Source organism: Bacteroides stercoris ATCC 43183, from assembly GCF_025147325.1.
GTDB lineage: Bacteria > Bacteroidota > Bacteroidia > Bacteroidales > Bacteroidaceae > Bacteroides > Bacteroides stercoris.
Genome location: NZ_CP102262.1, coordinates 856,113 through 869,535, shown reverse-complemented (window position 1 = coordinate 869,535; position 13,423 = coordinate 856,113). Strand labels below are relative to the sequence as shown.

The window sequence follows — 13,423 nt, the reverse complement described above, 5'->3', positions numbered from 1 at the left end:
CTAATTCGTCAGACAGTTGTTACCCTTTCGTTCAACAACTGTCTAACGAAAAGATAACGGATGTCTGACGAAAGGGCAACATCCGTCTAACGAATTAAATTCAATAAGAGTCCGGCATAACAATCCCTGCTTCAACACCAGAGTTCAGCAACGGAAAAGGCTGTCAATCGTAAACAAGTGTCGATAAATAATCCTCCGCAAACATCTCGTTTGCCACTTCCAACAGAATTTCGGGAGTCAGTTGTCCGATACGCCGGAACACGGCTTCGGCTGTTTCATATTTATTGTAATGCAGGAAAGTCTTTGCCATGCCGAGGGCATTGTTCTCGTTATTGTCCGAAGCCACGCCTATCTGCCCGATAAGCTGTTTTTGGGCGGCGGCAAGCTGGGAAGAAGTCATCCGGGTATCGCGCAGGCGTTTCAGTTCTTTATACACAAGGCGGGTACAAAGCTCCGCATCCTCCGGGTCGCAACCGAAATAAATACAGAAAGTTCCGGTATCGGTATAAGAAGTCAGGTTGGACTCTACATTATAGACCAACCCGCGCCGTTCGCGCAAGGCCACATTCAGCCGGCTGTTCATGCCTGGACCTCCGAGGATGTTATTCAGCAGATAGAGCGCCGTACGCTTGTCTTCATACGCATTGTACCCCCTACTGCCAATCATGATGTGCGCCTGATGGGTATCTTTGTGTAAAACCAGATTTTTCGGAACATATAAAGGCGGGGGCGTACGACGGTTATCGACAGCCTCAGCCGGAATATCAGCCAATAGTTTTTCCGCCCAACGCACCACTTGTCTGAAATCCATATTGCCTAAAACAAAGAACACCATATTGCCCGGACGGTAAAAGCGGGAAGTAAAGGCCGCCGCATCTTCGCTGCGGAACTTCTTCAACTGTTCCGGATTGCCGAGGATATTACGTCCCAGAGGATGCCCGCGAAAGATTAAATCCTCAAAATCATCAAAAATCAGTTCGGACGGGTTGTCTTCGTACGACTGGATTTCGTCTATAATGACCTCTGTCTCCTTTTCAACCTCCCGCTGAGGGAAAGTGGAATGGAATACAATATCCGTCAGCAACTCAAAAGCACGCCCGAAATGTTCGGTAAGAAATGCGGAATAAATTACGGTTTCTTCCTTATTGGTGTAAGCGTTCAAATCGCCGCCCACATTCTCCATGCGGTTCAGAATATGCCACGCCCTGCGCTTCCTGGTGCCTTTAAAAATAAGATGCTCCACAAAATGCGCCATCCCCTGCTCGTTTTCGAGTTCATCGCGTGTTCCGGCATCCACCGCAAAACCACAATAAGCCACCTTCGACAAGGAGGGTTCATGGATGATGCGCAAGCCGTTCGGCAATGTGTGCTGATTATGGCGAGGCTGTATTTCTTCTGTTAAATTCTTCATTCTTACGCTACAAACAGTTTACCGGCACAAAAATACAATAAAACTTATTGCCGTTTATGGAAAATTACGGATATTTGTAGACTTATAATCCATAAATCAAAATTGAGACAATGATAGCATCCATTCAAGAGCTTTTGCAGAAAGAAGCGCAGGCCGTATTGAATATCCCTGTAACGGACGCATACGAAAAGGCGGTAGAACTTATCGTAGAACAGGTACACCGTAAAAAAGGCAAACTGGTAACTTCCGGCATGGGTAAAGCAGGGCAAATAGCCATGAATATTGCTACAACCTTTTGCTCGACCGGCATTCCTTCCGTATTTCTGCATCCCAGCGAAGCACAGCATGGAGACCTGGGTATCCTGCAGGAGAATGACCTGCTGCTGCTCATCTCCAATTCGGGCAAAACACGGGAAATCGTCGAACTGACACAGTTGGCGCATAACCTGAATCCGAAACTGAAATTTATCGTCATTACAGGAAATCCGGACAGTCCGCTGGCACAGGAATCGGATGTATGTCTCAGCACAGGAAGTCCCAAGGAAGTCTGCATACTGGGCATGACCCCTACCACTTCCACAACGGTAATGACCGTTATAGGAGATATTCTGGTAGTACAGACCATGAAGAAAACCGGATTTACCATTGAAGACTACTCCAAACGTCACCACGGTGGTTACCTCGGAGAAAAATCAAGAGCGTTATGCGTAAAGTAATCGGCATCGGGGAAACGATATTAGACATTATTTTCCGTAACGAGCAACCTTCGGCTGCCGTTGCGGGCGGTTCCGTATTCAATGGAATCGTTTCATTGAGCCGCACCGGCGTTCCTGTCTGTTTCATCAGTGAAACCGGCAACGACCATGTAGGCAATATCATCCTCAGGTTCATGCGTGACAATCATATCTCTACGGACTACGTCAACGTATTTCCTGATGGGAAATCGCCCGTTTCGCTTGCCTTTCTGGATGACAACAGCGATGCCGAATATATCTTCTACAAGGATTATCCCAAACAGCGGCTGGATGTCATATACCCCAAACTGGAAGAGGACGACATTGTTGTCATCGGTTCTTACTACGCATTGAATCCGGTGCTGCGCGAGAAAGTGTTGGAGTTGCTCGACCAGGCACGCGAAAGGAAAGCCATCGTGTACTACGACCCCAATTTTCGTTCATCCCATAAGGAAGAGGCCATAAAATTGGCGCCGACCATTATTGAAAATCTGGAATACGCGAACATTGTACGCGGCTCGCAGGACGATTTCTTCTATATGTACAACCTGCGCGAAGCAGACAAGATATACAAGGACAAGATTAAATTCTACTGTCCCAATTTCCTATGCACGGCAGGAGCGGAAAAGATTGCGCTCCGCACCGCTTCCGTCTCCAAAGAATATGACATACCGCTACTGAAAGCCGTAAGTACCGTCGGAGCGGGCGACAACTTCAATGCAGGCATCATTTACGGCTTGCTGAAATACGATGTCCGCTATGACGATCTGAATACAATCGGTGAAGCCAAGTGGGACCAGATTATCCGTTACGGCATGGAATTTGCCGCAGAAGTCTGCAAAAGCTACAGCAATTCGGTGTCAAACGAGTTTGCGGAGAGATGCAAATATTGAGGCTCCTCTCCAACCAGCACTTAAAAATAAATTATCATTTAAAAATTATAAAAGCTTCATATACGCTGTATAATCTGCAACGAAAAACCATATATTTGCTGTAAACGACATTAGAGAGTTTACGAATTATGTATAAGAATCTGTTGAACTTGCTTGTTCTGGCAGTGTTGCTTCCTTCTTGCAGCGGCACAGCTCCACACATATCCGTTGTATGCGAAGAAAATAATGTAGGGAACTGTATCGTCAAATGGGAAATGGCTCCGCTTATCAAAGGGAACATAAAAGTATATGCTTCGACCGATCCTGACTTCATTCCGGAAGATGTTCCCGTGGCCATGGCCGATATCTCGGACTTGAAAATGACCATCGTCACGAACGATCCGACCAAACGTTATTATTACACCCTTTTGTTCGACGACAAATATCGTGTTAAGATTGCCACGCGCAACATCAACATTCCCGGTGTACAGAACTTCCGTGATTTGGGCGGCTATCCTTCTTATTCCACCAAGAAACAGATGCGCTGGGGAATGATTTACCGCTCGGCAGAGATAGACAGCCTTGAATGTTCCTCACGCAGGGAGCTCAAAAACCTCGGCATCAAGACACTTATCGACTTGCGGGCTTCTTCGGAGATAGGCAGGCAGTCTCCGCTGCAAAAAGGGTTCAACGTCGTGCATATTCCGCTTGCCACAGGAGATATGGAAGGCATACTGAAAGGCATACGGGAAGAAAAAATCAAAAGTGACACCGTCTACCGCATGGTAGAGCGTATGAACCGCATTTTAATAGACCAATATACCAAAGAATACCGGCAGATATTCGATATCCTGTTGGATAAAAACAGTTATCCGGTAGTCATACACTGTTCCTCCGGCAAAGGACGTACCGGCATCGTGTCCGCACTGGTGCTTGCCGCACTGGGAATAAACGAGGACATAATCATGGAAGATTACCGGCTGAGCAATGATTACTTCAACATTCCAAGCGCCTCCAAATACGCTTATCAGTTGCCTGCACGCTCGCAGGAAGCCATCACTACCCTTTTCTCCGCACGCGAGGATTTCCTGAACGCTGCCAAAGACGAAGCGGAACGCCGATACGGTGACATGGATACTTACCTGCGGAAAGGTATCGGACTAAGCAAGAACGAAATAAAAAGGTTACGGAGTATTTTGCTCAGTAATTAATGATTAATCGCCAAAAAACTCTTATCTTTGCGCCAAATGCGAAGATAAACCGCACCTCGGCATAAAAAACAGACAAGTTTATTTTATTATGCTCCCGGCTTGCATTATCTTTGCACCTGAAATATAAAGATATACAAAGATTTAATGAAGACATTTGAAGAGCTCGGTGTGTCGCCGGAGATACGCCGCGCCATTGAAGAAATGGGATATGCGTGTCCCATGCCGGTACAAGAGGAAGTAATCCCTTACCTTTTGGGAGAAAATAATGATGTAGTAGCACTGGCACAAACAGGAACAGGAAAGACCGCAGCGTTCGGTCTGCCGCTTATACAGCAAATCAACGTTAACAACCGAATACCCCAATCACTTATTCTTTGCCCTACCCGCGAACTCTGTTTACAGATAGCGGGCGACCTGAATGATTACTCCAAGTACATCGACGGTCTGCGGGTATTGCCCGTGTACGGCGGTTCGTCCATCGAAAGCCAGATACGTGCCCTGAAGCGGGGGGTACACATCATCGTAGCTACCCCCGGACGTCTGCTCGACCTTATGGAACGCAAGACCGTCTCACTCTCCACCATCCAGAACGTGGTTATGGACGAGGCGGACGAAATGCTGAACATGGGATTTACGGACAGCATTAATGCCATTCTCGCAGATGTGCCCCAAGAGCGTAACACACTGCTGTTCTCCGCGACCATGAGTCCCGAAATCGCACGTATTTCCAAAAAATACCTGCACAATGCAAAGGAAATCACCATCGGACGCAGAAATGAAGGAACCAGCAACGTGAAACACGTGGTGTTCACCGTTCATGCCAAAGATAAGTACGCCGCCCTGAAACGCATCGTAGATTACTATCCGCAGATATACGGCATCATCTTCTGCCGTACCCGCAAGGAAACTCAGGAAATTGCCGACAAACTGATGCAGGAAGGTTACAATGCCGACTCTTTACACGGTGAACTGAGCCAGGCGCAGCGCGATGCCGTCATGCAGAAATTCCGCATACGCAACCTGCAACTGCTGGTGGCTACCGACGTTGCCGCACGCGGTCTGGACGTTGACGACCTCACCCACGTCATCAACTACGGCCTGCCCGATGATACGGAAAGCTACACACACCGCAGCGGACGTACGGGACGTGCCGGAAAAACAGGCACATCCATCGCCATCATCAACCTGCGCGAAAAAGGCAAAATGCGTGAAATCGAACGCATCATCGGCAAGAAATTCATTCAGGGAGAAATGCCTACCGGCAAGCAAATCTGCGAGAAGCAGTTGCTGAAGGTTATTGACGAACTCGAAAAAGTAAAAGTAAATGAGGATGAAATCCGTGATTTCATGTCCGACATTTACCGCAAGCTGGACTGGTTGAGTAAGGAAGACCTGATTAAACGCATGGTTTCCCTCGAATTCAACCGCTTCCTGGACTACTATCGCGACCGTGAGGAAATAGAAATTGCCACCGGCAGCGAACGCAGCGCCAAAAGCGGCGAACGCGGCAGCAATGCCCGTAAGGCAACTCCGGGCTTTAAACGTCTGTTTATCAATCTCGGTAAAATGGACAACTTCTTCCCCAACGAACTGATCAGCCTCCTGAACAACAATACCCGCGGGCGTGTTGAATTAGGCCGTATCGACCTGATGCAGAAGTTCTCTTTCTTTGAAGTGGAAGACAAAGAAGCGGGCAACGTTATAAAAGCCTTAAACCGGGCCAACTGGAACGGCCGTAAGGTTTCTGTAGAGATTGCGGGAGAAGAAGGGAAAGACGCTCCCAAAGGAAAACGCAGGAACGAAGGCGGCAACTACGGCAAAAAGGAATTTGACGGCAAAAAACGCAGCTACAAGGATGAGCGTCGCAGCGAGGTTGCCGGCAAACGCAGTGATAAGACCGAATATGCCGCTACCGACAAGAAAAAGAACAAGCCCAGTCGCGAAGAACGCGGTTATACCAAGGCACGCGGCAAAAAAGACGATTGGAAACAGTTCTTTCAAGGCAATAACGAATTTAAAGATTCAGAACCGGACTTCAGCGAAGAAGGCTGGGCAAAACGGACACCTAAAAAGAAATAAGCAAACGACGTGAACAAAGTCAACGGTTTTTTATATGGACTATTGTCTTCTGCCAGCTTCGGATTGATTCCGCTATTTACAATCCCGGCCATGCAGCAAGGAATGGGTTTCTGGTCTATTCTATTATATCGTTTTCTTTTCGCCATGCTGGCACTGGCAGGCATACTGCTGCTCGACAAGCAGTCTTTCCGCATACGCCGTAAGGAGATATTGCCGCTTCTGCTGCTGGCATGCCTTTACGACAGTTCCGCAGTATTCCTCTTTTGGGGGTATCAGTTCATGTCGAGCGGTGTGGCCACCACCCTTCATTTCATGTATCCGGTGCTGACTACGCTTATCATGATGATATTCTTCCACGAGAAGAAATCTTTGTGGCGCATGGCGGCCATTGCACTGGCAGTAACCGGCGTATTTTTCCTGTCCAGCGGAGACGGTACGGGAAGCGTCACCTGGTCCGGCATATTCATTGTTTTGCTTTCTGCATTGGGATATGCCCTTTACCTGGTAACGGTAAGCCAACTGAAAAATCTCGAGATGAAAGGGCTTAAAATGACGTTTTACGTCTTTTTGTTCGGCGGTATCCTGTTATTCACCGGAACGGAAATCTCCGGGATAGGGTTACAGGCCATTCCGGACCGCACCACATTGGGCAATCTGGTGATGCTTGCGTTAGTACCTACCGTAATATCCAACCTTGCACTGGTACGCGCCATCAAAAACATAGGCTCCACACTGACATCCGTATTGGGAGCTATGGAACCTGTAACGGCGGTATGCGTAGGCATTGCCATCTTCGGAGAGCCGTTTACCCGAAGCATAGCACTGGGCATCCTGCTCATCATTTCAGCCGTAACCGTCATTATTCTAAAAAAATGATGGAGTGACAAGGTGATAAATAACAGTGTAACAAAGCAATAGGGTGACAAAGCAATGCATCATCACTTTATCACCCTATTATCTTATTGCTTTTTATCTCCTATTTCGTACAGCTCTTGGTACTGAAAGCAACGAGCATCCAAACCATTTTTTCCTGCTCTTTCAGGTAACCGGTCATTAAGTCGGCCGTTGCATCATCACCGGCTTCATTGGCCAGTTCTATCACTTTTCTTTCTTCACCGATAAGATAGCTGTAAGTTTCGAGGATATGCTCAACAGCCTCACCGCCACAAGTAATACCGGAGATTTCCTTCACTTTGGCAACCTTGAGATATTCACTGAATTTGTTTTCGGGTGTACCGCCCAACATCAGGATACGTTCTGCGATTTCATCCACTTTCTCTGCGGCATCGTTGTACATATCTTCAAATTTGCCGTGCAGCACGAAGAACCCGTGTCCTTTAATATCCCAATGGAAACCGCGCAAATTGGTATAATGTACCTGAAAGTCTGCCAATAGCTGATGCAATGCCGATACTACGTCAGCAACTTTCTTTTCATTCAAATGTAAGTAATCTAAAGTTTTCATAATCTTTCTATTTTAAAAGTTCATACTATTTTTCTTTGTTCCTGTTGCAAAGATAAGCGGCAAATAAGTGCTTGTCAAACAGATAATTTCTATCTTTGCATAGAACGATTCTATATATAACATTCAAAAGCCCTGTTTCTATGACTTTACAACAATTGGAATACATACTTGCTGTCAATCAGTTCCGTCATTTCGCCAAAGCCGCTGAATATTGCCGGGTCACACAACCCACCTTGAGCGCCATGATTCAAAAGTTGGAAGAAGAGTTGGACACAAAGATTTTCGACCGCAGCCAGCAGCCTGTGTGCCCTACTCCCATCGGCATTCACATCATAGAACAAGCCCGGAATGTGTTGGTTCAGACCCATCGTATAAAAAACATTATAGAAGAAGAAAAGCATTCGCTCAGCGGAATTTTCAAACTGGGCATACTTCCCACCATAGCCCCCTATCTGCTGCCGCGCTTCTTTCCGCAATTGATGAAGAAATATCCGCAGCTTGATATCCGGGTGGTAGAGATGAAGACGAACGACATCAAGAAAGCCCTGCAAACGGGAGACATAGATGCCGGAATCGTAGCCGGTCTGGCAGGAATGGAAGAATTCCGGCAAATACCGTTATTCTACGAACAGTTCTACACGTATATTGCGCGGGAAAACCGTCTTTTCAGCAATGAAGTCATACGGACTTCGGACTTGACGGGAGAACAGCTTTGGCTGCTGGATGAAGGGCATTGTTTTCGCGACCAGCTGGAGCGTTTCTGCCAACTGAAGGCAGCCCGTGCCAGCCAGTTGGCCTATCATCTGGGCAGCATGGAAACCTTTATGCGCATGGTAGAAAGCGGCAAGGGCATTACTTTCATTCCCGAACTGGCTGTCCTGCAACTGAACGGCACGCAGAAAGAACTGGTACATCCTTTTGCCATCCCCTGTCCTACCCGGCAAATCATCATGCTGACCAACCGGAGTTTTATCCGCAACACGCTTTTAAATACAATCGTCCAAGAGGTAACAGCGGCAGTGCCCAAAGAAATGCTCTCCCTGAAAGCCACTCAGGTACTCGTATAGATTTTGTCTATCGGCCCATAAAACCTTTCAATCGGATTTTTTGTTCTACCGGAGAAAAATGCTATATTTTTGCAAACAGGAAAAGCAAAGATCGGCTGCACCTCGGCATAATCAGGCAAGCCTGCTTCTGCATTCGGTCTGCACAATCTTTGCACCGGTAAAACAAAAACCAAACCTTTTAAAAAGTATAATTATGGAACCGATTATCAACTCTCAACTCCCTGAATTCAAAGTTCAGGCCTTCCAAAACGGAAGTTTCAAAACAGTAACTAACGAAGATGTAAAAGGCAAATGGGCCATTTTCTTCTTCTATCCGGCAGATTTTACGTTTGTATGTCCTACCGAACTGGTGGATATTGCAGAAAAATACGACCAGTTCCAAGCCATGGGCGTAGAGGTCTATTCCGTAAGTACAGACTCTCACCTTGTACATAAAGCATGGCATGATGCTTCCGAAAGCATCCGCAAGATTAAATACCCGATGTTGGCAGACCCGACAGGAACATTGAGCCGTGCATTCGGTGTGATGATCGAAGAAGAAGGTATGGCTTATCGCGGTACATTCCTTGTAAATCCTGAAGGAAAAATCAAGATTGCCGAGATTCAGGACAACAACATCGGACGCAATGCGGACGAACTGCTCCGTAAGGTGGAAGCTGCGCAATTCGTAGCCACTCACGACGGTGAAGTCTGTCCCGCCAAATGGAAGAAAGGCGGTGCAACGTTGAAGCCGAGCATCGATTTAGTCGGCAAGATTTAATCGTACCCCCATACGATAGACATTACTATGTAAAGACTATCTCCATTTCTTCCTTGCAAGAGTACAAGAAATGAGATAGTCTTTTTTTATACTCCAACATTTAAAAACCTGCATCATCATGTTAGAAGCAACTATATTAGACCAAGTGCGGAGCATATTCCAACCATTGGAAGCCCGCTATACCTTTCACATCACCTGCAATCCGGAACATGAACAGGCCGGTGAGATGATTGATTTTCTGAATGACATAGCGAGCTGTTCCGACAAACTGTCCTGCCAGGTGACCGAAACCGATGAGCCCAAACTGGAGTTTACGCTCCTGAAAGAAGGGAAAGAAACCGGAATAAAATTCCGTGCCGTTCCGGGCGGACATGAATTCAGTTCGCTGCTTCTTGCCGTGCTAAACGCCGATGGAAAGGGCAAAAATCTCCCGGACGAGGGTATCGGCCGCCGCATCAAGGCATTGCAAGGCCCAATCCACCTGCAAACCTATGTGTCGCTGGCCTGTACCAACTGCCCGGACATTGTGCAGGCGCTCAATGCCGTAGCACTGCTGCATCCCCATATCACCCACGACACAATAGACGGAGCCGTCTTTCAGGAAGAAGCGGATGCGCTGAAAATACAAGCCGTACCGTCCGTTTACGCCAATGGGAAGCAACTTCATGTGGGACGCGGTTCTTTAGGGGAACTCCTGAAAAAACTGGAAGATACCTTCGGCAGCCTGCCGCAAGAGAATGCAGCACCCATCTTAAGGGAGTTCGACGTACTGGTCCTGGGCGGGGGTCCTGCCGGGGCTTCGGCAGCCGTTTATTCCGCCCGCAAAGGATTGCGCGTAGCCATTATTGCCGAACGAATAGGCGGACAGGTAAAAGAAACCGTAGGCATCGAGAACCTTATCTCCGTACCCCGGACAACAGGTTCACAGCTTGCCGACGCACTCAGGACGCACATAGAACATTACCCGATAGAGATTTTTGAAGACCGGAAGATTGAAAGAGCAGAGCTTCAGGGCAAAGAGAAAAAGGTTTTCTCCGGTGGCGGAGAAACGTTTACAGCCCCTGCGGTAATCATTGCCACAGGCGCAAGCTGGCGTAAACTGAACGTAGAGGGAGAAGCCGAATACCTCGGACGCGGTGTAGCCTTCTGCCCGCATTGTGACGGCCCCTTCTACCAAGGCAAGCATGTAGCCGTCATCGGCGGCGGGAACTCCGGCATAGAAGCGGCCATCGACCTGGCGGGAATCTGCAGGAAAGTTACCGTCTTCGAATTTGCCGATACGCTAAAAGCCGACCAGGTATTGCAGGAAAAAGCCGGAAGCCTTCCCAACGTGGAGATATTCACTTCTTCACAAACCACCCGAGTGACGGGCGACGGAGAGAAAGTAACCGGTATCCGCATCAAAGACCGCATCACCAACGAGGAGCGCGACTATCCTTTGGACGGTATCTTCGTACAAATCGGCCTGGCAGCCAACAGCGCACCTTTCCGGGACGCATTGGAAACGACACCGACCGGTGAAATCAAGACAGACGCATTCTGCCGCACCACGCTTCCGGGTGTTTATGCAGCCGGAGACGTGTCCGACGTACCCTACAAACAGATTGTCATAGCTATGGGTGAAGGGGCCAAAGCGGCATTGTCCGCTTTCGACGACCGCATCAGGGGAATCGCATAACCGGCTATTTTCCGGAAACGATTTTCAGCTCCCGTATCAAATTTCCGGCTTTGCCGTACTTCTCTATCATGAACAGGATGTAGCGCACATCGACCCCGATGCAGCGCTGCATCTTCGGTTCATAGAGTATATCGCTGCTCATCGCTTCCCAATTGCCGTCAAAAGCCAGTCCCAGAAGTTCGCCTCTGGCATTGAACATGGCGCTTCCCGAATTGCCGCCAGTTATATCGTTATTGGAGATAAAGCAAACGTTCATTTCTCCCTTTTCACCGGCATATCTGCCAAAGTCGCGGTTGGAGAACAAAGAAAGAAGTTCCGGCTGCACCTCAAAATCCACATCGCCTGCATGGGTCTTTACCTTTTCAAGAATACCTTTGGTCGTGGTATAATAATCGTATTCAGCACCGTCAAATGGGGTGTATCCGCATACCGTACCGAAGCTCAAGCGCATGGTGGAATTGGCGTCCGGATAGAAATTACGCGATGAATACATCCTGCGTACGGCAGCATTCAGCAAGCGCTCATTACGGGCGATATTCATGGCGGACTCTCTCGTCTGCATATTGATTTCAAACATCTTGCCAATCAGGTCTATGCCCAGGTTTATGGCAGGGTCGTCATAAATGTTATAGGTAGTGTCCCGCTCCAGAAAACGTTTTAATCCGCGAGGGGTAGTCAGTTCCGAAGCGGCATACAAACTATCCGCATAGGCCTTGTCGTTACCGCCGTACCGGGTGGCAATCGTACCGTAAAACTCCGGTAAATAGGTAGAATCGACCTTGGAACGATATTCTTTCACCATGGCGGTAAAGACTTCCTTGTCGATTTCCAAATCCAGATTGGCGTACTTTTCTACAATCGCCTTCAGATTGGCCTCGACCGTTTTCCGTTCCCCTTCAAAATCAAAATTCAAAATGGACAACGCCAATTGTATCAGTTCGGGACCGTTCAGGAAAGATTCGGCAAAATAGGCCAAAGCACGGTTGGCTTCACGGGTATTTTTATAGTCCAGTTCCAAATCGGGAAACAGCCGCAACAGCTTCTCACGTTCTCCGGGTGTCTGTTGTATCCAGCGGCGAAGCTCCCGCTCCATGGCACGCTTCTTTTCCAAGACATGCAATTTCCGGATGGCCCGGTTCACCCCGATGCTGTTCTTCCAGTAATTGGAGCTTTCATCGTATTTGGAAGCATACTTTATGCGGATACTGTCCCGCCTGTCCATTTCGCGCTTCCAGATAGCCTGCTTGATGCCCCGGACATCTATTTGTGCCTGATTGCCGTTGTTCATCATCTCTTCGATGCCAAACGAAGAGAGATAACGCTCCGTGCTGCCCGGATAGCCCAATGTCATGCAGAAAGAACCCTCTTTATACCCGTCCAGAGAAATCGGCGCTACGTATTCGGGACGATAAGGGACGTTTTCCGGCGAATAATCCGCCGGGCGGTTGTTCTTACCGGCATAGATGCGAAATACGCAGAAATCGCCCGTATGACGCGGCCACACCCAATTGTCCGTATCCCAACCGAACTTGCCTACCGAGGAAGGCGGTGCAAATACCAGCCGGACATCGTTATAGTCGCGGTAAACAGACAGCCAAAACTCATTGCCGCCATAGTACGCATCTACAATTCCCACCAAAGTAGAGTCCTTACGCGCCACTTCCTCACTGATGGCAAACATCACCGAATCCACCGCACCGGAACGCTCCGGATCGGTCATCTCCGGCTTTACCGCACCAAGCACCCGTTTCGTTACATTCTCCGTCCGCAGCAGAAAGCGGACATAAAGCTCCGGATTCGGCAGTTCCTCGCTGCGGTTACGTGCCACAAAGCCGTCTTTCAGATAGTCATGCTCCACGGAAGAATGCTGCTGGACGCTGCTGAAACCGCAATGGTGATTCGTAAATACCAGTCCGTCTTCCGACACGACCACCCCCGAACAGAAACCGCCGAAACTCACTACGGCATCTTTCAATGAGGGATGTCTGGCACTGTATAGCTTGTCTGCCGGCATTTGCAAACCGAGCTCTTTCATTGCCCGGCGCGTCTGTTTATTCAGATTACCCAGCATCCACATGCCCTCATCCGCCTGCACCACCCACGCAGAAAGGCAGCAAACAACCACTGCTACAAATCTCAAAACCAT

At 48.3% G+C, this 13,423-nt stretch carries 11 protein-coding genes; 8 read left to right on the top strand and 3 right to left on the bottom strand.

Going from position 1 to position 13,423, the window contains the following annotated elements:
* Positions 1-163 precede the first annotated feature (163 nt).
* The gene (locus NQ565_RS03675; RefSeq protein WP_005655876.1) at positions 164-1,411 is read right to left on the bottom strand and encodes a M16 family metallopeptidase; all 1,248 of its coding nucleotides are present in this window, start codon (positions 1,409-1,411) and stop codon (positions 164-166) included.
* A gap of 110 nt (positions 1,412-1,521) precedes the next feature.
* Here NQ565_RS03675 and NQ565_RS03670 point away from each other — a divergent pair, with 110 nt between their 5' ends.
* The 5 genes from NQ565_RS03670 to NQ565_RS03650 all read left to right on the top strand — a co-directional run bounded on the left by NQ565_RS03670 (position 1,522) and on the right by NQ565_RS03650 (position 7,183).
* Positions 1,522-2,127, top strand: a complete 606-nt coding sequence (locus tag NQ565_RS03670; RefSeq protein WP_005655874.1) for an SIS domain-containing protein — start codon at positions 1,522-1,524, stop codon at positions 2,125-2,127.
* A complete protein-coding gene (locus NQ565_RS03665) occupies positions 2,115-3,038 on the top strand; it encodes a carbohydrate kinase family protein (protein ID WP_005655872.1) in 924 nt (307 codons plus the stop codon). The genes NQ565_RS03670 and NQ565_RS03665 overlap by 13 nt, the downstream gene beginning before the upstream one ends.
* Positions 3,039-3,166: 128 nt before the next feature.
* Positions 3,167-4,228 carry a tyrosine-protein phosphatase gene (locus NQ565_RS03660; RefSeq protein WP_005655870.1) on the top strand — a complete coding sequence of 354 codons (1,062 nt, stop codon included), beginning with the start codon at positions 3,167-3,169 and terminating at the stop codon, positions 4,226-4,228.
* Positions 4,229-4,372: 144 nt separating this feature from the next.
* On the top strand, positions 4,373-6,307 hold the full coding sequence (locus NQ565_RS03655; RefSeq protein WP_005655868.1) for a DEAD/DEAH box helicase: 1,935 nt from the start codon (positions 4,373-4,375) through the stop codon (positions 6,305-6,307).
* 9 nt (positions 6,308-6,316) lie between these two features.
* A complete protein-coding gene (locus NQ565_RS03650) occupies positions 6,317-7,183 on the top strand; it encodes a DMT family transporter (RefSeq protein ID WP_040315937.1) in 867 nt (288 codons plus the stop codon).
* 100 nt (positions 7,184-7,283) lie between these two features.
* On the opposite strand, the gene NQ565_RS03645 is transcribed toward NQ565_RS03650, so the two are convergent.
* Positions 7,284-7,772 (bottom strand): Dps family protein, encoded by a 489-nt coding sequence (locus NQ565_RS03645; protein ID WP_005655865.1) that lies wholly within the window; start codon positions 7,770-7,772, stop codon positions 7,284-7,286.
* 140 nt (positions 7,773-7,912) lie between these two features.
* Between NQ565_RS03645 and NQ565_RS03640 the strand changes: the two genes are divergently transcribed.
* From NQ565_RS03640 to ahpF, 3 genes are all read left to right on the top strand, one after another.
* Positions 7,913-8,839 (top strand): hydrogen peroxide-inducible genes activator, encoded by a 927-nt coding sequence (locus tag NQ565_RS03640; protein WP_005655863.1) that lies wholly within the window; start codon positions 7,913-7,915, stop codon positions 8,837-8,839.
* A 193-nt stretch (positions 8,840-9,032) separates the two neighbouring features.
* Entirely contained in the window at positions 9,033-9,599 is a 567-nt protein-coding gene (gene ahpC / locus NQ565_RS03635) for an alkyl hydroperoxide reductase subunit C (protein WP_040316044.1), read from the top strand.
* 118 nt (positions 9,600-9,717) lie between these two features.
* Positions 9,718-11,277: an alkyl hydroperoxide reductase subunit F gene (ahpF, locus tag NQ565_RS03630; RefSeq protein WP_005655859.1), complete on the top strand. Its 1,560-nt coding sequence runs from the start codon at positions 9,718-9,720 to the stop codon at positions 11,275-11,277.
* A gap of 4 nt (positions 11,278-11,281) precedes the next feature.
* Here ahpF and NQ565_RS03625 read toward each other — a convergent pair whose 3' ends face one another.
* Positions 11,282-13,423, bottom strand: coding sequence for a S46 family peptidase (locus NQ565_RS03625; protein ID WP_005655858.1), 2,142 nt, complete (start codon positions 13,421-13,423; stop codon positions 11,282-11,284).